The 20,803-nt window shown below is 61.2% G+C and carries 20 protein-coding genes; 10 read left to right on the top strand and 10 right to left on the bottom strand.

The features are described from left to right. Window positions 1–72 precede the first annotated feature (72 nt). On the top strand, window positions 73–234 hold the full coding sequence (locus EUU22_RS25375; RefSeq protein ID WP_165351253.1) for a hypothetical protein: 162 nt from the start codon (window positions 73–75) through the stop codon (window positions 232–234). A 226-nt stretch (window positions 235–460) separates the two neighbouring features. Continuing rightward, the gene (ftsZ, locus tag EUU22_RS21330; RefSeq protein ID WP_129333989.1) at window positions 461–1,498 is read left to right on the top strand and encodes a cell division protein FtsZ; all 1,038 of its coding nucleotides are present in this window, start codon (window positions 461–463) and stop codon (window positions 1,496–1,498) included. A 21-nt stretch (window positions 1,499–1,519) separates the two neighbouring features. Here ftsZ and EUU22_RS21325 read toward each other — a convergent pair whose 3' ends face one another. Then, a complete protein-coding gene (locus EUU22_RS21325) occupies window positions 1,520–2,107 on the bottom strand; it encodes an IMPACT family protein (RefSeq protein ID WP_129333988.1) in 588 nt (195 codons plus the stop codon). Window positions 2,108–2,606: 499 nt separating this feature from the next. Here EUU22_RS21325 and EUU22_RS21320 point away from each other — a divergent pair, with 499 nt between their 5' ends. From EUU22_RS21320 to EUU22_RS21300, 5 genes are all read left to right on the top strand, one after another. Then, window positions 2,607–4,202, top strand: coding sequence for an ABC transporter substrate-binding protein (locus EUU22_RS21320; protein WP_129333987.1), 1,596 nt, complete (start codon window positions 2,607–2,609; stop codon window positions 4,200–4,202). A 163-nt stretch (window positions 4,203–4,365) separates the two neighbouring features. Then, on the top strand, window positions 4,366–5,370 hold the full coding sequence (locus tag EUU22_RS21315; RefSeq protein ID WP_129333986.1) for an ABC transporter permease subunit: 1,005 nt from the start codon (window positions 4,366–4,368) through the stop codon (window positions 5,368–5,370). Window positions 5,371–5,384: 14 nt separating this feature from the next. Continuing rightward, the gene (locus EUU22_RS21310) at window positions 5,385–6,308 is read left to right on the top strand and encodes an ABC transporter permease subunit (protein ID WP_129333985.1); all 924 of its coding nucleotides are present in this window, start codon (window positions 5,385–5,387) and stop codon (window positions 6,306–6,308) included. Between the two features lies 1 nt (window position 6,309). Beyond that, on the top strand, window positions 6,310–7,161 hold the full coding sequence (locus EUU22_RS21305) for an ABC transporter ATP-binding protein (protein WP_129333984.1): 852 nt from the start codon (window positions 6,310–6,312) through the stop codon (window positions 7,159–7,161). Then, on the top strand, window positions 7,158–8,018 hold the full coding sequence (locus tag EUU22_RS21300; RefSeq protein WP_205687946.1) for a dipeptide ABC transporter ATP-binding protein: 861 nt from the start codon (window positions 7,158–7,160) through the stop codon (window positions 8,016–8,018). Before EUU22_RS21305 ends, EUU22_RS21300 begins: the two co-directional genes overlap by 4 nt. A 47-nt stretch (window positions 8,019–8,065) precedes the next feature. Here EUU22_RS21300 and EUU22_RS21295 read toward each other — a convergent pair whose 3' ends face one another. The 5 genes from EUU22_RS21295 to EUU22_RS21275 all read right to left on the bottom strand — a co-directional run bounded on the left by EUU22_RS21295 (window position 8,066) and on the right by EUU22_RS21275 (window position 13,484). Beyond that, on the bottom strand, window positions 8,066–9,037 hold the full coding sequence (locus EUU22_RS21295; protein ID WP_129333983.1) for an ABC transporter ATP-binding protein: 972 nt from the start codon (window positions 9,035–9,037) through the stop codon (window positions 8,066–8,068). Further along, on the bottom strand, window positions 9,034–10,020 hold the full coding sequence (locus EUU22_RS21290; RefSeq protein ID WP_129333982.1) for an ABC transporter ATP-binding protein: 987 nt from the start codon (window positions 10,018–10,020) through the stop codon (window positions 9,034–9,036). Before EUU22_RS21290 ends, EUU22_RS21295 begins: the two co-directional genes overlap by 4 nt. Then, on the bottom strand, window positions 10,017–10,835 hold the full coding sequence (locus EUU22_RS21285; RefSeq protein ID WP_129334141.1) for an ABC transporter permease: 819 nt from the start codon (window positions 10,833–10,835) through the stop codon (window positions 10,017–10,019). The genes EUU22_RS21290 and EUU22_RS21285 overlap by 4 nt, the downstream gene beginning before the upstream one ends. 53 nt (window positions 10,836–10,888) lie before the next feature. Next, window positions 10,889–11,839: an ABC transporter permease gene (locus EUU22_RS21280; RefSeq protein WP_129333981.1), complete on the bottom strand. Its 951-nt coding sequence runs from the start codon at window positions 11,837–11,839 to the stop codon at window positions 10,889–10,891. Between the two features lie 115 nt (window positions 11,840–11,954). Next, window positions 11,955–13,484 (bottom strand): ABC transporter substrate-binding protein, encoded by a 1,530-nt coding sequence (locus EUU22_RS21275; RefSeq protein WP_129333980.1) that lies wholly within the window; start codon window positions 13,482–13,484, stop codon window positions 11,955–11,957. A 374-nt stretch (window positions 13,485–13,858) separates the two neighbouring features. Here EUU22_RS21275 and EUU22_RS21270 point away from each other — a divergent pair, with 374 nt between their 5' ends. From EUU22_RS21270 to EUU22_RS21260, 3 genes are all read left to right on the top strand, one after another. After that, window positions 13,859–14,521, top strand: coding sequence for a FadR/GntR family transcriptional regulator (locus EUU22_RS21270; RefSeq protein WP_129334140.1), 663 nt, complete (start codon window positions 13,859–13,861; stop codon window positions 14,519–14,521). A 10-nt stretch (window positions 14,522–14,531) separates the two neighbouring features. Further along, window positions 14,532–15,734 (top strand): mandelate racemase/muconate lactonizing enzyme family protein, encoded by a 1,203-nt coding sequence (locus EUU22_RS21265; RefSeq protein WP_129333979.1) that lies wholly within the window; start codon window positions 14,532–14,534, stop codon window positions 15,732–15,734. Window positions 15,735–15,829: 95 nt separating this feature from the next. Beyond that, window positions 15,830–16,687, top strand: a complete 858-nt coding sequence (locus EUU22_RS21260; RefSeq protein WP_129333978.1) for a DMT family transporter — start codon at window positions 15,830–15,832, stop codon at window positions 16,685–16,687. A 64-nt stretch (window positions 16,688–16,751) separates the two neighbouring features. Here the strand turns inward: EUU22_RS21260 and EUU22_RS21255 are convergent, their stop codons facing one another. The 4 genes from EUU22_RS21255 to EUU22_RS21240 are packed head-to-tail and all read right to left on the bottom strand — an operon-like array spanning window position 16,752 to window position 20,788. Next, window positions 16,752–17,759 (bottom strand): TRAP transporter substrate-binding protein, encoded by a 1,008-nt coding sequence (locus EUU22_RS21255; RefSeq protein WP_129333977.1) that lies wholly within the window; start codon window positions 17,757–17,759, stop codon window positions 16,752–16,754. A 46-nt stretch (window positions 17,760–17,805) separates the two neighbouring features. After that, on the bottom strand, window positions 17,806–19,083 hold the full coding sequence (locus EUU22_RS21250; protein WP_129333976.1) for a TRAP transporter large permease: 1,278 nt from the start codon (window positions 19,081–19,083) through the stop codon (window positions 17,806–17,808). Continuing rightward, window positions 19,083–19,616 (bottom strand): TRAP transporter small permease, encoded by a 534-nt coding sequence (locus EUU22_RS21245; RefSeq protein WP_129333975.1) that lies wholly within the window; start codon window positions 19,614–19,616, stop codon window positions 19,083–19,085. The genes EUU22_RS21250 and EUU22_RS21245 overlap by 1 nt, the downstream gene beginning before the upstream one ends. Window positions 19,617–19,621: 5 nt before the next feature. Next, the gene (locus EUU22_RS21240; RefSeq protein WP_129333974.1) at window positions 19,622–20,788 is read right to left on the bottom strand and encodes a fumarylacetoacetate hydrolase family protein; all 1,167 of its coding nucleotides are present in this window, start codon (window positions 20,786–20,788) and stop codon (window positions 19,622–19,624) included. Between the last annotated feature and the right edge of the window lie 15 nt (window positions 20,789–20,803).

Raw genomic sequence — 20,803 nt, 5'->3', positions numbered from 1 at the left:
CTTTGCGCAAGCGAATTCTCTTACGGACGAAGGGTCAGCCGGGATGTCGACCGGCCTCAAGGGGACAATGATATGTCGAACGAAGCCGATCACTTCTACCACCGCCAGGACCTCGACGTGCAGGTTCTCATCGCCGAAAACAGGGGCGATGAGCTTACCGATATCCTCGTGGAGGCACTCTATGACGCCTTCCGCATCCTGCGCGACGAGGCGGAAGGCGAAACGCTGCACTAGAGAGGTGACCTGACCTCCCACGCAGGATTGCCGATCACCGTCTCGTCTCGCTGCGGGCCGTCGGCAGGTCGATACGATGGACATTCAGCTCCGCCTGCTTCATGCCCTTTTTCGAATGTTACAGTTTGCGCGGTGATTCGCATCGTGCCGGCCGGAGGCCGGACAGTACCAATTCCAGCCGTCGGCGCGCAGCGCTGAGCGGCTTCAACGGCTCCGGGAGACGAGCATGACGGACAACAGGAAACCGGAGATTACCGAAATGCGGCCCAAGATTGCGGTCATCGGTGTCGGGGGCGGCGGCGGCAACGCGGTCAACAACATGATCGCCGAGGGGCTGGAGGGCGCGGAGTTCATCGTTGCCAATACGGATGCCCAGGCTTTGACCATGTCTAAGGCTGCGCGGATCATCCAGCTGGGTGCGACAGTGACGCAGGGGCTCGGCGCCGGTTCCTTGCCCGACGTCGGCCGTGCCGCAGCCGAGGAGTCGATCGACGAGATCATGGACCATCTGGCCGGCACGCACATGTGCTTTGTGACGGCTGGCATGGGCGGCGGCACGGGAACCGGTGCCGCGCCCGTCATCGCGGAGGCGGCCCGCCGTGCCGGCATTCTGACGGTCGGGGTCGTCACCAAGCCCTTCACGTTCGAGGGCCGGCGCCGCATGCAGGCTGCGGAAGAGGGTATCGAACGCCTGAGGGAAAGCACCGATACCGTCATCGTCATTCCCAATCAGAATCTCTTCCGCGTCGCAGACGCCAAGACGACCTTTGCAGACGCCTTCTCGATGGCTGACCGGGTGCTCTATTCCGGCGTCGGATGCATCACGGACCTGATCGTCAAGGAGGGCCTGATCAATCTCGACTTCGCCGACGTCAAGACGGTAATGCGCGACATGGGACGCGCCATGATGGGAACGGGCGAAGCCTCCGGGGAGGCTCGCGCGATGAAGGCGGCGGAAGCGGCAATCTCGAATCCGCTGCTCGACGAAGTCTCGATGAAGGGCGCCCGCGGCGTGTTGATCTCGATCTCCGGCGGAACGGACATGACCCTGTTCGAAGTAGACGAGGCCGCTACCCGCATTCGCGACGAGGTCTACCACGACGCCAACATCGTCGTCGGCGCGATCTTCGACCAGAGTCTTGCCGGAAAGTTCAGGGTTTCGGTGGTCGCGACCGGACTGAGCGATCCCCTCTCGGCAGAAGACGCAGCGATGGTCGGAGGCGAGGGGCACATGAGCGAAGGCATGTCCCGGTTGTTGCAGTAACTGTTGTGGTGGCGCGACGATCTAGATCGATACGAGAAGGATCGAGCGGCCGCTCGTGACATCGCCAACGAGTTGGCGAACGTTCGTGATCTCGCGTTCAGGAAGGGCAAGCGTGAGCTCGGCGCCCTCGGCCGTGAATACCTCCTCCTCAATGCTGAGGTAGGGCACAGAAAGCAGGCGCGTCTTGACGAGCGCCAGGTCGGCAAAGCCGGCCCGTACTTGCGCGTGTACTCGCGGGACGATGAGGCTTTTTGGCGCGGCGCGAAGGCAAGCCGCTGCGGTTCCTCCGTATGCTCGGATCAGGCCACCGCTGCCGAGCAGGATGCCACCGAACCAGCGACTGACGACGACGGCCACGTTATCCAGCGACTGTCCGTCGATCGCCTGCAGGATCGGTTTGCCGGCGGTACCGCTCGGCTCACGGTCGTCATTGAACCGGTATACCGCGCCGAGGCGCCAGGCCCAGCAGTTGTGGCCGGCGGACGGTTCTGAATGGGCATCAATGAAATTCCTGGCCGCCGCCTCGCTCGTAACCGGACCAGAGACGGCCTGAAAACGGCTTTTCCGGATTTCCTGCGCAAAGGTCTCGATGGTCTGAAGCGTGTACATTCGCGATCTCCCGGCACACGGCTTCAGACACCGACGCTAAGAAGGCTAGCGTCCCAATCTCCGGCTGGCCAGACCAACTGGCGGTGGTCTCGTCCAAAAAGCGACCTCAAAACTGCCGAAAAACGCCTCATTTGCAGTTTCGCTCACATTTTTGCGGCAAGTTCGTGTCCTCGGCTCGACAAGCGGTTCGTAATCGCTATGCTGCGCCCCATACCGCTTTGGTGGTAGAAAAATACTAAAATCGTGCCAATTCAAGAAAACACGAATGACGATCGGCTCGACCCGAACAAAATTCTCCCCTTCTCAGTTTCTTCGATCAGCGCAGCCCGGCCGTCGGTCTAGCCTTGATTGCGGAAGAGACCGCCTCGGGCTTTCTCGCGGCGAGGTGGCGAACGCGTGTGTGTAAGGAGTTCGGAGAATGCCGCCATCCCTGGGTGGGTGGCGCGAGCCGTTGAAACAACTCGGGCCGGTGGTCCGGTCCTCAATTGGGAGACACACTATGAAGTACAAACTGGGTATCGCTGCTGCACTGCTTTCGGCGACCTTCTTCGCCAGCGCCGCGAGCGCCAAGACCTTCGTCTACTGCTCCGAAGGGTCGCCGGAAGGCTTCGACCCTGGTCTTTACACGGCCGGCACCACATTCGATGCCTCTGCACATCCGGTCTACAGCCGACTGCTGGAATTCGAACCTGGTACGACCAAGCCGGTCGCGGGTCTTGCCGAGAGCTGGACGGTCTCCGAGGATGGCAAGGAATACGTCTTCAAGCTGCGCAAGGACGTCAAGTTCCATACGACGGACTTCTTCACGCCGAGCCGCACGCTGAATGCGGACGACGTCATCTTCTCGATCGATCGCCAAATCAACAAGAGCAATCCCTGGAACCAGTATGTCGCCGGCGCCGCCTGGGAATATGCGGCAGGCATGGGCTTCCCCGATCTGATCAAGGCGGTCGAAAAGGTCGACGACCTGACGGTCAAGTTCGTCCTCAATCGTCCGGAAGCGCCGTTCCTCGCCAATCTCGCAATGCCTTTCGCTTCGATCGTTTCGAAGGAATATGCCGATAGCTTGGACGCCGCCGGCAAGAAGGAACAGCTGAACCAGATGCCGGTCGGAACCGGACCGTTCGTCTTCGTCGGTTACCAGCAGGACGCCGTGATCCGCTACAAGAAGAATGCCGACTACTGGGGTGGAGCTCCGAAGATCGATGACCTCGTCTTCGCGATCACGACCGATGCAGCGGTGCGCTATCAGAAGCTGAAGGCTGGCGAATGCCACCTGATGCCCTATCCGAATGCCGCCGATGTCGAAACCATGAAGGCGGATCCGGCTCTCACGGTCATGGAACAGGAAGGCCTTAACGTCGCCTACCTCGCCTACAACACGACCCAGGCGCCGTTCGACAAGGTTGAAGTCCGCAAGGCACTGAACAAGGCGATAAACAAGCAGGCGATCGTCGACGCCATCTTCCAGGGCATGGCAACGCCCGCGAAGAACCCGATCCCGCCGACCATGTGGTCCTACAACGACAAGGTCGAGGACGACACGTATGATCTCGACGCTGCCAAGAAGATGCTCGAAGAAGCCGGCGTCAAAGACCTGTCCATGAAGCTTTGGGCGATGCCGGTTTCGCGTCCCTACATGCTGAATGCGCGTCGTGCTGCCGAAATCATCCAGGACGATTTTGCAAAGATCGGAGTGAAGGCTGAAATCGTGTCCTACGAGTGGGCCGAGTATCTCGACCGCTCCAAGGCGAAGGATCGTGACGGCGCCGTCATGCTCGGCTGGACCGGTGACAATGGCGATCCGGACAACTTCCTCGACACCCTGCTCGGCTGCGATGCCGTCGGCGGCAACAACCGTGCCCAGTGGTGCAACAAGGAGTTCGACGAGCTTGTGAAGAAGGCGAAGGTTACGTCCGATCAGGCCGAGCGGACGAAGCTCTATGAAGAGGCTCAGGTCGTCTTCAAGCGCGAAGCGCCGTGGGCCACGCTCGACCACTCGCTGTCGGTTGTGCCGATGCGCAAAGAAGTCAGCGGCTTCGTGCAGAGCCCGCTTGGTGATTTCACCTTCGAGAACGTCGATATCGCCGAGTAAAGGCGTATATTAGAACTTTTGCCGCGGGATGCGTTGCGCCTCCCGCGGCATTCGTACTAATAGACACCCAATTGAAGCAGGTCATGCTTGGCGGCTGAGGTCTGGCCGTTCCGGATGCGTATCCGTCAATCAGATCTTCCGCAGACACAGCGACAGGTTCCCTATGTTCAGCTTCCTTTTGCGGCGCCTAGCCGTGTTGATCCCGACCTTTATTGGGGTTTCGATCATCGCCTTTTCGTTCATCCGGCTGTTGCCGGGCGATCCCGTCGCGCTGCTTTCCGGCGAGCGGGTGATGTCGCCGGAGCGCCACGCCGAAATCAGCGCACACCTCGGCCTGGATAGGCCGCTCATCGTACAGTATCTGGATTATCTCGGCGGGATCGTCACCGGCGATTTCGGGACTTCTATAGTTTCGAAGACACCTATCCTCGAGCAGTTCCTCTCTCTGTTTCCTGCCACAGTTGAACTGTCGTTGTGCGCGATCATCATCGCCGTCCTCCTCGGTATTCCGGCGGGTGTCCTTGCGGCAATCAAGCGAGGTTCATTCTTCGACCAGACTCTCATGGGAATCGCGCTCGTCGGGTATTCCATGCCGATCTTCTGGTGGGGGCTGCTGTTGATCATCCTGTTTTCTGGTATCCTGCAATGGACACCGGTCTCTGGCCGCATCTCGCTGATGTATTTCTTCCCGCCCGTTACCGGTTTTATGCTGATCGACTCCCTCCTGTCGGATCAGAAAGGTGCATTCCTTTCCGCGCTCAGTCATCTTGTGCTGCCGTCGATCGTGCTCGCCACGATACCGCTTGCGGTGATCGCGCGGCAGACGCGCTCGGCCATGCTGGAGGTACTCTCCGAAGACTACGTGCGCACAGCGCGTGCAAAGGGTCTCTCTCCGTTCAGGGTTATCGGTGTCCACGCGCTGCGAAACGCCATGATCCCGGTCATCACGACGATCGGCCTGCAGATCGGCGTCATGCTCGCAGGAGCAATCCTGACCGAGACGATCTTCTCCTGGCCGGGGATCGGCAAATGGATGGTCGATTCCGTCTTCCGCCGTGACTACCCGGTCATCCAGGGTGGCCTGCTGCTGATCGCGGCCATCATCATGATCGTCAATCTCATTGTTGATCTGCTTTACGGGCTGATCAACCCTCGTATCCGGCACTAGAAGGAGAAAATCCCATGGCCGATACCATCAACGATATCGACAACTCTCCGCAGGTCATCTCCACTGCCGCTCTCCGGCGCAAGATGCTCAAGGAGTTCTGGTTCTACTTTTCCGAAAACCGCGGCGCCGTCATTGGGCTCTTCGTCTTTCTCCTACTGGTGATCGTCGCCGTCTTTGCGCCGTTTATCGCCCCGCATTCGCCTTTTGAGCAGTACCGCGACGCGGTGCTTCTCCCCCCGGCCTGGATCGACGGTGGTCGCGGCACCCATCTGCTCGGCACTGATCCTGTCGGTCGCGACATTCTCTCCCGTCTCCTCTACGGCGCGCAATATTCTCTCTTCATCGGTGTTTTTGTCACCACGCTGTCGCTGTCTTCGGGCGTCCTGATCGGGGTCTTCGCAGGCTATTACCGCGGCTGGGTCGACACCATCATCATGCGCATGATGGACATCATTCTCGCCTTCCCGTCACTGCTGCTCGCGCTCGTGCTGGTCGCGATCCTGGGACCGGGCCTGACCAACGGCATGATCGCCATCGCGCTCGTTTTGCAGCCGCACTTCGTGCGCCTTACACGCGCGGCAGTCATGAGCGAGAAAGGCCGCGACTACGTCACGGCGTCCCGCCTTGCGGGCGCCAGCCCGCTACGGCTCATGTTCCGGACCATCCTTCCGAACTGCATGGCACCTTTGATCGTTCAAGGGACGCTGTCTTTCTCCAATGCCATCCTCGATGCGGCGGCACTCGGCTTTCTGGGCATGGGCGCCCAGCCGCCGGCGCCCGAGTGGGGAACGATGCTCGCCGAAGCGCGCGAGTTCATCCTGCGGGCCTGGTGGGTCGTCACCTTCCCCGGTCTTGCAATCCTCATCACCGTGCTGGCGATCAACCTGATGGGCGACGGCCTGCGCGACGCACTCGATCCGAAGATGAAGAGGTCGTGACATGGCCCTGCTCGAAATCCAGAATCTGACGGTCGAGTTCGAAACCGCGACAGGGTGGTTCAAGGCCGTCGACGGCGTATCGCTCTCGGTCGAAGCCGGTGAAGTGCTGGCAATCGTCGGTGAATCCGGCTCGGGAAAGTCGGTATCCATGCTGGCCGTCATGGGGCTTCTGCCCTGGACGGCGAAGATCACCGCCGATCGCATGCTGTTCCAGGGACGCGACATCCAGGACCTCTCGCCAGCGGCCCGCAGGGAACTGATCGGCAAGGACATTGCTATGATCTTCCAGGAGCCGGTCGCAAGTCTCAATCCGTGTTTCACGGTCGGCTTCCAGATCGAGGAAGTTCTTCGTGTTCATATGGGAATGGACAAGAAGGCGCGCCGGACGCGCGCAGTGGAACTGCTCCGCCAGGTCGGCCTTCCCAATCCGGAAGAACGGCTCGGCCATTTCCCGCACCAGATGTCGGGCGGTCAGTGCCAACGTGTGATGATCGCCATGGCAATCGCCTGCGATCCGAAACTTCTGATCGCCGATGAGCCGACTACGGCGCTCGACGTCACCATCCAGAAGCAGATTCTCGACCTTCTGATGTCGCTGCAGGCGAAGAATGGCATGGGACTCATCATGATCACCCACGACATGGGCGTGGTGGCGGAGACAGCCGATCGGGTGATCGTCCAATACAAAGGCCGGAAGATGGAAGAAGCCGACGTTCTGTCGCTCTTCGAGTCGCCGAAGAGCAACTACACCAGAGCGCTGCTTTCCGCGCTGCCGGAAAACGCAACAGGTGACCGCCTGACGACGGTTTCCGATTTCATGACCGGAGCGGAAGCCGCGGGAGAAGACGCATGAGCGCTATGCAGGAAAAGACCAGGCCGATGCTCGAGATCCGCGACATCAAGCGCGACTATCATGTGCCGACCGGTCTCTTCAAACCGGAAAAGATCGTTCATGCAGTGAAGGGAGTATCCTTCTCTCTGGAGACCGGAAAGACGCTGGCGATCGTTGGTGAAAGCGGTTGCGGCAAATCGACTCTCGCCCGCATCCTCACCTTCATCGACGAACCGACCTCAGGCGAGCTCTTTATCGACGGCAACAAGGTCGACACCCGTCCCGGACACCTGACCCACGAGATGCGTCAGAAGGTGCAGATCGTCTTTCAGAACCCCTACGGATCGCTCAACCCTCGCCAGAAGATCGGCGATGTCCTCGGGGAGCCGCTGCTGATCAATACCGGCATGTCGGCGGCCGAGCGGCGGGAGCGCGCGACCGAGATGCTGGTCAAGGTGGGTCTCGGACCGGAACACTACAACCGGTATCCGCATATGTTCTCCGGCGGCCAGCGCCAGCGCATTGCGATTGCCCGCGCCTTGATGCTCAATCCGAAGCTTCTCGTCCTCGATGAACCGGTGTCGGCCCTCGACCTTTCCGTCCAGGCGCAGGTCCTCAATCTGCTCGCCGACCTGCAGGACGAGTTCGGACTGACCTACGTCTTCATCAGCCACGACCTCTCGGTGGTTCGATACATCGCTGACGAGGTCATGGTGATGTATTTCGGCGAGGCCGTCGAATACGGCACGCGCGATGCGGTGTTTTCCAACCCCCAGCATGAGTATACGAAGACGCTGTTTGCTGCGACACCCCGGGCGGACGTCGAATCGATCCGCGCACGTCTCGCCGCGAAGGGTCGGCTGAGGGTTGCGAGCTGACGGTCCACTGCCGGCAGCGACTCGGAGATCGTGGCGCGAGTTCGGCATCAGGTCCCGTCCTGACCCGGACGGTGACAGGCTACGGAGCGTCCGGGTGAAACCGGGCGCAATTCCGGGCGTTCCGTCGCGCATCGTTCGATAGCGCGCGGGCACCTCGTTCGGAACGCGCAGCCATTTTCTCCTGCCGGAGCTCCGAGCGGCGGCCGTACCTGCGGCGCCTTCCGGTGGTGCGATCGGACACTCGGTTCGGCGGCCGCCAGAGCTTGCGAGTAGGGATGAAGTGGCGTCCGAAAGATCTCGTCGGCCGGCCCCGTCTCCACGATCCGGCCGTCATACATCACGCCCACGGTGTCAGCGATGCAATCAACCGCTGCAAGATTGTGGCTGATGAAGAGGAATGCAACGCCGCGGCGCTCGCGCAAATCCATCATGAGATTGAGGATCTGGGCCTGAACCGAGAGGTCGAGCGCGGAGACGGGCTCGTCCGCGATGACCAGCTTCGGCTCGGTCACCAGCGCCCGGGCTATCGCGATGCGCTGGCGTTGCCCACCGGAGAACTCATGCGGGTAGCGGCGCATATGGTCGACGGGCAGTCCGACACTCTCCAGGACTTCGGCCACCCTGTCCTCAATCTGCCGACGACCGAGAGGTGCCGGCAAGGCATGGAGCGGTTCGGCCACGGTCCTGCCGATCCTCTGGCGTGGGTCGAGGGATCCGAACGGGTCCTGAAATACCATCTGGAACGCGCTGCGCCTGTGCATGAGTTGGCGGGCGGGCAACGTGAAAAGGTCGTCACCGTCGAAGATGACCTTGCCGGATGTCGGGCGGTCGAGCGCCGCAACAATGCGCGCGAGCGTCGATTTTCCGGAGCCGGACTCACCGACCAGACCGAAAATGCTCGCGGGCTCCATACGGAGCGACACGGAGTCGAGTGCGCGATGGCGATGTAGGGAAGAGAACATGGCGTGTGAGACGTAGTCACGTGTCACTTCTTGCACGTCGAGAAGGGGGGCTTTCATCGGGAAGTCTCCCGGCCTGGGTCATGGATGCAGCGGCTTCCTCTTCCCTCTGGCAGCGAGATCCAGGGCGGATCCACCTCATGGCAACGCGCTTCACGCTCTGGGCATCGATCGGAAAAGGCGCAACCGCGTGGAAGATGAGCGAAGCGCGGCACCGCTCCCGGAATGGCGGCGAGCCGCTGTCCTCTTTCGAGGCGACGTGGGACGGCGCGCAGAAGACTGCGGGTGTACGGATTGAACGGGTCAGTGAGAACCGCTTGGGTCGCTCCCTCCTCCATCACCCGTCCTGCGTACATGACGATCATGCGCTCGCAGATGCGGGCGACGACGCCGAGATCGTGGCTGACAAAGATGAGCGCCATACCCTGCTCGCGGATGAGTTCATCGAGGATGTCAAGGACCTCCGCCTGCACGGTGACGTCCAGAGCTGTCGTAGGCTCGTCTGCGATCAGCAAGGCGGGCTCCAGCGCGAGGGCGATCGCGATGCCGACGCGCTGGCGCTGCCCGCCGGACATTTCGTGCGGGTAGGTTCTCGCCCGGCGGCCGGCGTCTGCAATCCGCACCCGGTCGAGCAGTCGGAGTGCCTCGGCATGAGCAGCTCGCCAGCTCATTCCCCGGTGCCAGACGAGCCCCTCTGCAACTTGGTCGCCGACCGTCATGGAGGGATTGAGGGCAGTCCCCGGCTCTTGGAAGATCATGCCAATTCTGTTTCCGCGCACCCGGCACATTTCGTCGTCGGAGAGTGCCAGCAGATTCTGCCCCTCGAAGGTGATGCGGCCGCCCGAACTGGCCGTGGTGGGCAGCAAACCCATTATCGCGAGCGCGAGAAGGGACTTTCCGGAGCCGGATTCCCCGACGATTCCGAGCGTCTCGCCCGGTCGCAGGTCGAACGAGACATCGCGTAATACCGAGGACGTCGCGTTGCCGCTTCCGTGGAGCGAGACGGTCAGTCTGTCGACGGCAAGCAGCGTTTCGCCCTTCATCGGCGGCCCTCGGTGCGCGGATCGAGCATATCCCGTAGCCCATCGCCGAGCATGTTGAAGCCGAGGACGGCCGCGGCGATCGCACTTCCGGGCAGAATGGCGAGCCATGGAGCGGTCTCGATATAGGTCTGCGCATCGGCGAGCATGCGGCCCCAGGTTGGTGCAGGCGGCGGCGTCCCGAGTCCGAGGAAGCTCAAGCCCGCCTCGGTCAGGATCGCGAGGCCGAGCTGGACCGCCGCCTGTACGATGATCTGGTTTGCGATGTTGGGAAACACGTGCTCCATGCTGATGCGCAAATCGCCCTTGCCCGCACCACGTGCGGCAAGGACATAATTGCGCGACCAGACCTGTCGTGCCGCACCAGCGGCGACACGTGTGAAGACGGGGACCATGAACACGGCGATGGCAATCACTGCGGTCATCCGTCCCGTCCCGAGAAAGGCGCCGAGCATCATCGCCGACAGGATCGATGGAACGGCAAAGATAACATCTGCCGTGCGCATGACGAGGGCTTCCGGAAGACCACGTCTGGCGGCGGCAAACATCCCGATCAGCGTCCCCGTCGAAGCGCCGGCGGCGACGGCCGCGGCGGCGATCGACAGCGAGTTCCACGCTCCAGCCATCAGCATGGACAGGAGGTCGCGCCCGTATTGGTCGGTCCCGAGCAAACCATGGGATAGCGGCGGCTGCAGCTTGTGCATGATCTGCATCTTGCCCGGGGGGAGGGGTGTCCAGACAAGGGAGATGAGCGCGATGGCGACGAGGGTGGTGGTCAGTACCGCGCCGGCGATAAGTCCCGTGCTCCATCTTGGCATTCGGCGAACCGGCTGCGGGCCAGCCTTTGTCGCGACGATCTCGTCGACACGCCTCATCTCGCCGCCTCGCGTAGTCGCGGGTCCAGAAAGAGGTAGGAGAGATCGACCAGGAAATTGACGATGACGACGAGGCCGGCAAAGAACAGGACGACGTCCTGCAAAACGACGACGTCCCGCTGCATCAGCGCTTGGTAGGCGAGCATGCCCAGCCCCGGCAGGTTGAAGAGGTTCTCGACCAGGATCGCTCCGGCAACGAGGAAGGTGAATTGCAGGCCGAGAATCGTGACGACCGGAACCATGGCGTTCGGAACAGCGTGCCGCCAAAGCGCGACTCTTTGGGGAAGGCCCTTGGCGCGGGCGGTGCGGACATAGTCTTCGTTCAATACCTCGAGGACGGCCGAGCGGGTTACGCGGGTCAGAACGCCGGCCTGCGGGAGGGCGAGTGCGACGGCCGGCAAGACCAGCGATTTCAGCGCCGTCCAAAGGCCGGCTTCCCAACCGGGGAAGCCACCCGACGGCATGATGCGGAGGCGAACGGAAAAGAGGAGAATCAATAGTAACGCGACCCAAAAGCCCGGGACCGCGATGAAGAGCTGCGAGAGAACGCCGACGACATGGTCGAAGGCAGAATTGCGTCCGGCTGCAGAAAGGGCTCCGAGCGGCACGGCGATCGTAACCGAGAGGACGACGGCAATAGCGGCCAGCGGAAGGGTGACTGCGAGACGTTCAGCAAGCAGTTCGGAAACCGGAGCGCCGTAGACATAGGAAGTGCCGAAATCGCCCCGAACGGCATTCACAAGCCACATGAAATAGCGAAGCAGGAGAGGCTGATCGAGCCCGAGCTCGTGGCGGAGGGCAGCAAGCGTGTCCGGGCTCGCCGATGTTCCGAGCATGATTGCTGCGGGGTCGCCCGGCAGCACGTTCATGACGAGGAAGACAAGCCCCGACACGGCAAGAAGGGTCAGCAGCAGGCTTGCCACTCGATGCGTCAGTAGAGATAGCATTGCAGATCTCCCCTACCGGCGCAGGTGGTGAGGCCAAGGCCTTGCTCTGCTTCGCAGCTGGCGCCGACGCGCATTGCGTACCGGCGCTCCCTTGCGGTCCTTCCGAGGGTAGCGTTCATTCTTTCCAACGGACGTCCGTCAACACATTCGAGGGAATCGGCTCATTCCGCCAAAGCCCCTCGATCCTCTTGTTCCAGACTCCGAGCTTGGGCATCACGAACAGGTAGAGCGCAGGCACATCCTCCGCGAGGATTTTCTGGACATCGCCATAGATCGCATCTCGTGCAACCGGATCAGTCGTCTGTTCCGCCTTTGCGATGAGGTCATTCAGCGCCGGATTCCTGTAGTTGAAATAATAGGAGTCGCGACTGTAGATGTCGACGTCCATGGGTTCGGCGTGAGCGACGATCGTCATGTCGTAGTCGGCGTTCTTGAAGACTTCCTGCACCCACTTTGCAGGAAATTCCGTGGGTTCGATGGTCATCGTTACGCCGATTTCCGCGAACATGGCCTGCATTATCTCAGCGCTACGGGCGGCATAAGCCATTTGCGGCGCCCGCATGACGAAACTGAAGCCATCGGGATAACCGGCTTCCGCCAGCAGTGCCTTGGCCTTCCCCGGGTCGTAAGGATAGATGCCGGTCAGGTCGATGAAGCCCGGATCGTTCGGAGTGTAGTGGCTGCCGATCGGGGTTCCGAAGCCGGACCAGGCGCCATCGACCAATGTCTTGCGATCGATCGCCATCATCAGGGCCTGTCGAACACGCTTGTCATCGAAAGGCTTGCGGGCATTGTTCATGCCGGCGACGACCTTGAGTTCCGTGTTGCCGATGACTGTTGTCAGGTCCGCGTCGTCCTTGAAGCTCCCGACGAGTTCCGGCGCGCCGAACTCCGGAAAGGCATCGACGTCGCCTGACTTCAGGGCGGCCGCCTGAGCCTGCGGATCCGATATGAAGCGGAACGTGACCTTGTCCAGTCCGATCGACACGTCCTTGTTCCAATAGTCCGGATTGGCGGCGAGGTCGACCTTGTCGCCCTTCGCCCACCGGACGAACCGGAACGGACCCGTCCCGACCGGTGTCGTCTTGTCGTTTTCAGCGGTCCTGGTTCCCACGATCACGGATGACGGCCATGCGAGCCAGTAGAGCAGACTGCCGGCCGGCTCCCTCAGCTTCAGGACGAGCGTCTCCGCGTCCGGGGTTTCGATTGTAGCTATCGACGCAAAGAAGCGCTTCTGCGGATTGACCGAGTCGGCGCCCCGGGCGCGTTCCAGGGATGCTTTCGCAACGGCAGAATCAAACGTCTCGCCGTCGTGAAAGGTCACGTTGCGCTGCAGCTTGAAGGTATAGGCGAGTCCATCGGCGGAAATGCTCCAGCTCTTTGCGAGTTGAGGCTTGATGTTACCGTCGCGGTCGATGGTGACGAGACCTTCGAAGACGTTCTGCCACGTAACCTGCCCGATCGCGACGGGAGCGGCGATCGTGGGGTCAAGCCCGATCGGCTCGATTGCCATGCCGAGGACCAGCGACCTTTCGGATTTTCCGGCGAGTGCAGACGCCGGCGCTGCAAGGCTCGCCGAGACCAAGAAAGTGAACAGGAGTCCGTTCGACAGACGGCGTCTGGCCGCCTGAAAGGCGTTGATCATCAAAGGTCCCTCTCTGGAGTGTATTGCCGGACGTCGCGCGTCGGCACTCTCGACGGAAATAGTGGCATCTCGCAACCGCTCACACAACGGCGTTTCTGCCATCGTCCTGTCTGTACGATCGCAGGATGTTCGCTTACCCAAGATCGCCAGAAAGCTGCTGCTGGGTGAGTTCTGAAGATCGCCGAAGCTGATGTGACCGCACGGCCACCCGTCTTCTGAGAGCGATGAACATCGGCACTGTTGCTGCAAACATTCGGGCTAGGTTTTTTCCATCCTGTATTATAGCTTTTCCAAAATTATAGGAGACTCATTTGGATCAGGGTACCATCTTGCCACCGGCCACGACATCATCCCGTGACTTTGTCGCTGTCACGATGACGGCGATCACTCGGTTCATCCGGGAGAATGCGTTGAGGCCTGGCGATCGTCTTCCGGCAGAATCCGTGCTTACCAGAGAACTTCATGTCTCCCGTACAGTTGTGCGAGAGGCGCTTCGCTCTCTTGCGGCCCTTCGTCTGGTCGATCTCGGAGCAGGGAAGCGTCCGACCGTCGCGCAACTTGACGACGAGACGATGGCCATGATGATGGCACACGGCGTCATCACTGATCAGATCGGCGTGCAGCACATCTTTGACGCTCGCCGAACTATCGAAGGTCGCACGGTTGCACTCGCGTCGCTTCGCCGCACCGATGCAGAAGCGCGCGAGATACTCACCCACGCCCGGGCGATGGAACAGGATTTCGACGAGCCTTCCTTGGTCATGGAACACGATATCGCCTTCCATCTCGCCATCGCCCGAGCGTCGCGCAACCCGGTTTTTGCACTGGTCGTTGGAGCTTTCCGCGGGGTGATGCGTGAAACCTGGCCCATTGGCTGGCGCAGCCGGGTGCGCGACGAGGATCGGCGGGCCGTGGTCCGCCTGCATGTGGAACTGGCCGAGGCAATCGCCGCCGGCGATCCGAGGATGGCCGTCGATCTCATGAACCGGCACTTCGACGACAGTACAAAGGCGCTTCTGATTGCCGGATTGATCTAAGGAAAATTCGATGAAGATAACGGCACTCGAAACTGTGCGCGTCGCCGAACGCGCCAATTTGCTCTGGCTTCTGGTTCACACGGACGAAGGCATCACGGGTCTGGGGGAGACCTTCTTCGGCGCGGAAACCGTTGAGAGCTACGTGCACGAATATGTCGCGCCCCGGGTCATCGGTCGCGATCCGCTGGAGATCGATCGACTTGCAGCGGATCTCGTCGGGTATCTCGGCTTTCGCTCGTCGGGCGCCGAAGTGCGGGGTAATTCCGCTTTCGACATCGCGCTCTGGGATATATTCGGCAAGGTGACAGGTCAGCCGATCGCCCAGTTGCTCGGAGGCTTCACCAGGCGGGAGATCCGCACTTACAACACCTGTGCCGGAACCGAGTACATTAAGAAGACGACCGGTCAGACCACTGCAAATTACGGCCTGAGCGAGGGGCGCGACTATGACGATCTGAACGGTTTCCTGCATCGCGCTGACGAACTTGCCCACTCCTTGCTGGAGGAGGGGATTACCGCGATGAAGATATGGCCGTTCGATGCGGCGGCAGAGAAGACGCGCGGTCAGTACATATCGATGCCGGACCTCAAGCAGGCGCTGGGACCTTTCGAGAAGATCCGGGCGACCGTCGGCGACCGCATGGATATCATGGTCGAATTCCACTCTATGTGGCAGCTCTTGCCAGCGATGCAGATCGCAAAGGCGCTCACGCCTTTTCAGACGTTCTGGCACGAGGACCCGATCAAGATGGATAGCCTCTCCAGCCTCGTGCGCTACGCGGCCGCCTCGCCGGCGCCGATCTCGGCCTCGGAGACGCTCGGCTCCCGCTGGGCCTTCCGCGATCTGCTCGAAACAGGGGCGGCGGGCGTGGTTATGCTCGACATTTCCTGGTGCGGTGGCCTGTCAGAGGCTCGCAAGATCGCCGCCATGGCCGAGGCCTGGCACCTGCCGGTCGCACCGCACGACTGCACCGGCCCGGTCGTCCTGTGCGCCTCGACCCACTTGTCGCTCAACGCACCGAATGCACTCGTGCAGGAAAGCGTCCGGGCCTTCTATCGAACCTGGTATCGAGATCTGGTTACAGCTCTTCCCGAGGTCCGCAACGGCATGATCACCGTTCCTCCCGGTCCCGGACTTGGAATGGAGCTTCATCCGAATCTTGAGCGAGCCTTCACGGTTTCGCGTCGCCGCTCCAGTGCGGCGAGCATTTGAAGTGCCTTTCCGGCACGAACGCAGAGGATAAAATGTCGACGTCGCCTGTCCTTTCACCCAGCACCCGTATGCCTGCCATTGCAGGGCCTTTGGTCATGCTGCTCGGCATGCTTCTCTTCGGACTGAACGACGCCATGGGCAAGTGGCTCCTCTCCAGCTATGGCTTGGGCCAGGTGGTCCTTATCCGGAGCATCGCTGCCCTTCTCGTGCTCTCGCCGTTCCTTTGGAGGGGCGGGATGCCGTCGCTGAGGAAGGTGGAGCGGCCATCGATGCAAGTCCTTCGCGTGGTATTCTCGACGGTCGAGATACTCTGCTTCTATTACGCCGTCATGTATCTGCCGCTCGCAGACGTGATGACCTACTGGCTTGCCGCACCCATCTACGTCGCGGCCGCATCTCCGCTCCTGCTGGGTGAGAAAGTGGGTTGGCGGCGCTGGAGCGCAATCGCGATCGGCTTCTTCGGCGTCATAATCGCACTGGAGCCGTCACGCGCGATGTTCACACTGCCCGCACTCATCTCGATCATCGGCAGTGCCGCTTTTGCCTTCATGATGCTTTCGGGACGTGGCCTGCGCAATACACCCGACCGCGCACTCGTCTTTTTCCAGATTGTGGGAGCAGGACTCGCCGGTCTCGCCTTCTCCCCGTTCGATTGGGCGCCGGTCTCCTCGATTCGCGATCTTTTCTTGCTCGGGCTGCTGGGTATCGTTGCCATGGCGGCCCACATGCTGGTCAATCGTGCGCTCAAGATCTCCGACGCGGCAACAGTGGCGCCGCTTCAGTATACGCTGCTTCTCTGGGCTGTCGTCTTCGGCTGGATGTTCTTCGGTGACGTGCCGCGTATCAGCATGATGATCGGTGCTGGGCTGATTATCGCCTCCGGCCTCTTCATTTTCTTCCGCGAGCGTCAGCTCAAGAAGCAGGACACTGTCCTGCCCGCGGTCCCTGAATGAGAAGACCCGCGGTTGCCCTCTCGAAGGGCTCCCGCGGGTCCATGCTCCAGGGAGGAGGTCCTATCTATTTCTTGCGCATGTCGGCCAGAATGTTCTGCACCCGATCAACGACTTCGGCGCCGATCGTCTCCTTGTGCTTTTCATAGACCACCTGCGACTTCTCGAGCATGCGGGCATACTCTTCGGGAGACAGCGTGTTGACCTCGACGCCGGCTGCCTTGATCTTCTCGAGCGACTTCTCATTCAGTTCGCGGATGACCTTCCGCTCAACGTCGCGACCGACAACGGCGCACTCGCGAAGCGCCGACTGCTCGTCCGGGGTGTAGGTGTCGAAGATTGCCTTCGAGAAGAGGAACAAGAAGGGCGTATATGCGTGCTTCGTCTCGCTGACGTAGTTCTGCACCTCATAGAACTTCGAGGTGTCGATCGTGACGTAAGGATTTTCCTGCGCATCGATGGCCTTGGTTTCGAGCGCGGAGAAGACTTCGCCGAAGGCCATGGGTGTCGCGTTGGCACCGAAATTCTGGAAGGTGTCGAGGAAGATGTCGTTCTGCATGACGCGGACCTTCATGCCTTCGAGATCTTCCCACTTGGCCACCGGCTTCTTCGAATTTGAAAGATTGCGGAAGCCGTTCTCCCAGTAGGCGAGGTTTACCAAGCCGGCTGCTTCGAGCTTCTGGTTGAGCAGGTCGCCGAATTCGCCGTCCATGACGGCATCCGCCTCCTCGTTGCTGGCGAAGAGGAAGGGCAGATCGAAGACGCCGAGTGCCGGAACGATGCCAACGAGGGGTGATGAGGAGGTTACGACAGCTTCCTGTACTCCCGAACGCAGAGCCTGGGTCGCCTGCAGATCGCCGCCGAGCGCGCCGCCCCAGAAAGCCGTCAGTTTCAGCTTGCCGCCGGACTTCTCATCCAGGCACTTTTGCATCGCTTCGATGCCGTTCCCGACCGGATGGTCGGCGTTGATTCCGTTGGAAACGCGAATATTGCGGTCGTTATATTCGGCGAATGCCGGCGCGGCGGCGGCGCATGCGAAGGCAATGGCAGTCGTGGCAAGTAGCAGTCTTCTCATGGTATCCTCCCATTGAGTTGGATGAAGTCGCAAGTCTTGACCGTAGTCAGTGCAGCCATCGTGCCGGTGCGATGACCAGATCTGGAAACATGACGAGGGTGAAGAGAACGATGACCTGCGCGAGCAGGAAGGGCGCGACGCCGACAGTCACCTTGCCGAGCGGCACGCGGCCGACGCCACTGACGACGTTCAGCACGACGCCGACAGGTGGGGTCAGCAGGCCGATACAGGTATTCATGATGAACAGAACGCCGAAATAGACCGGGTCGATCCCCGCTTGCTTGATGATCGGCATCAGCACGGGCGTCAGGATCAGGATCGTGGGAGTCAGGTCGAGCGCTGTCCCGACGACCAGCACGACGAGCATGATGACGATCATCAGCAGGGTCGGGCGGTCGATGAGGGGCTCGATGTATCCGGTAATCTCGGCGGGGATATTCGCTGCTGTGATCAGCCACGCTGAGACGAGCGCCGCGCACACCAGGAACATGATGACGGCCGTCGTCTTGGCTGCCTGAAGAATGACATGCGGCAGCTCTCTGGGCGGCAGTTCCCGGTAGATAAACATGCCGACGAAGAGGGCATAGGCGGCCGCGACCACGGCCGCTTCCGTCGGTGTCACGATGCCGGCCTTGATGCCGCCGAGAATGATGACCGGCATGCCGAGTGCCCAGAGCGCCCGGCCCGTCGCACGAACGCGTTCCTTCATCGGGGCGCGCGGCAGGGCCTCGATCTTGTCCTTGCGCACCACGAGCAGCCAGGTGACGACCAGCGCGATGCCCATCAACAGCCCGGGGACGATACCCGCCATGAACAGCTGGGTGATGGACACGTTGGCGGAGACGCCGAAGACGATGAAGGCCATCGACGGCGGGATGACCGGGGCAATGACGCCGCCGGCGGCGATAAGGCCGGCGGAACGCGGTACGTTGTAGCCGGCCTTGGCCATCATCGGAATGAGGATGGCGGCGAGCGCTGCCGTATCGGCGGCCGCGGAGCCCGAAATACTGGCCATGATGACTGCGGCCATGATCGCGACAATGCCGAGGCCGCCGCGGATGTGACCGACGCAGGCGATGGCGAAATCAATGATGCGCCGCGACAGACCGCCGGCATTCATCAGCTCACCGGCGAGAATGAAGAATGGAATGGCGAGCAGGGTGAAGGTATCCGCACCGGCGATCATGTTCTGGGCGATGATCTGGGTGTTGAACATGCCCATGGACCACATGAGCACGACGCCGCAGAACATCAATGCGAAGGCCACCGGGACGCCGACCGCCATGGCACCGAGCAGAGAGACAATGAAGACGAGCAAGGTCATCAGGCGCGCTCCGACAGATGCTCAAGCGACATGTCTTCTCCGACGAAGGCGGAGATCTCTTCCTCGGTGACACGGCCTGTCAGCAGCCGGAAAAGGCGTTCGAGCGCGATCAACACGACGCCGGCGCCGGTGAAGAAGCCGATTCCGTAAACCCAGATCATCGGCAGTTTGGTGACCGGCGAGGTCATGCTGGCATTGATAGGTGCCTGTTTCCAGGTGCCCCAGAAGAAGATTGCCGATACCGCAATAATGATGATGTTCGAGAGGATCATGCAGATGATCCGGCCTTTGCGGCCGAACAGCACGACGAGGGTCTCAACGCCGAGATGTGCGTGCTCGCGAAATGCCACGACGGCGCCGACGAACGTCAGCCAGACGAAGAAATAGCGCGAGAGTTCGTCGGAAACGTTGAGGCCGGAATTGAAGCCATACCGCATGACCACGTTGACGAAGACCATCACCGCCATCGCCGACAGAAAGAAGATCAGCAGCACTTCCAGGACGCGATAGAATGTATCAATTATCTTCTGCATCGCCTTCAAACCCTGTCCAGAAGGCCGCGAGCAGCCAGATTACGGATCAAGGCGGTCGTGCCGAAGGTCCATTCCGGACAGGCGTCGCTGCGTTCCACCCAGTTCACCAAGCGGCCGAGCTTTGGTGTCGAAATTTCGACGCGGTCACCGATTTCGTGGGTAAAGCCGAGACCAGCGCCGTGGCGGTCCTTCACAGGTGCGAACATGGTGCCGAGGAAGAGTACCGCGCCGTCCGGGTACTGGTGGCTGCGGTTCAGCATCTGGGACACCAGGTTCTCAGGGGACCGGCTTATTGCTTCCATCGGACTTTCACCTGACATCTGGAAGCCGTCTTCGCCCTCTACCGTGAGTGCTACCTTCACGCGCCGCAGGTCTTCGACCGTGAAAGCTTGGTCGAACAGGCGGATGAACGGCCCGATCGCACAGGAGGCGTTGTTGTCCTTGGCCTTCCCGAGCAGAAGTGCCGACCGTCCCTCGACGTCGCGCAGGTTGACGTCATTGCCGAGTGTTGCGCCGACGATCCGCCCGTCGGCCCGAACGGCGAGAACGACTTCGGGTTCCGGATTATTCCAGGAGGAGATCGGATGAAGGCCGACAAGCGCGCCGCAGCCCACGGCAGACATCGGCTGGGCCTTTGTGAAGATTTCGGCATCGGGTCCTATACCGACCTCGAGATACTGGGACCACAGACCCATTTCCTGAAGCAGAGCCTTCACACTCGCGGCCTGCGGCGAGCCCGCAACGAGACCGCGTAGGCTGTCTCCGAGAACGGGTGCCAGACGTGAGCGGATTTCCTGAGCGCGGAGCGCGTCGCCCTTGGCCTGCTCCTCGATCACGCGCTCCAGCATGCTGTCGGCAAAGGTCACCCCTGCGGCCTTGACTGCCTGCAGGTCGACAGGTGCGAGCAGGATCCCTTCGCGACCAGCCAGGAAATCGTCGACCGATCCGAGGTCGGGGAAGGCCCTCGGCTCGCGCAGTCTCGCAATCAGATCTTCGGCGTCGAGCAAAGTCGCCATGGTGGCTGCCAGCGACGTCAGATCCAGAATTCGGCTGTTCGAGACGAGGACGGGGCAGGGGCCGCCGGCGGCATTCGACCATACGCGACCGACCAGCAAAGCGTCGGCCTCCTCAGGCAGGATGGTTTCCGCGCGAAGGATACGATCAGTGTTCATCCTTGTTCCTCCCCA

It is taken from the genome of Ciceribacter ferrooxidans (genome assembly GCF_004137355.1).
Taxonomy (GTDB): domain Bacteria; phylum Pseudomonadota; class Alphaproteobacteria; order Rhizobiales; family Rhizobiaceae; genus Allorhizobium; species Allorhizobium ferrooxidans.
The sequence above is the reverse complement of the archived record's forward strand: the minus strand, read 5'-3'. Positions and strand labels throughout refer to the sequence as shown.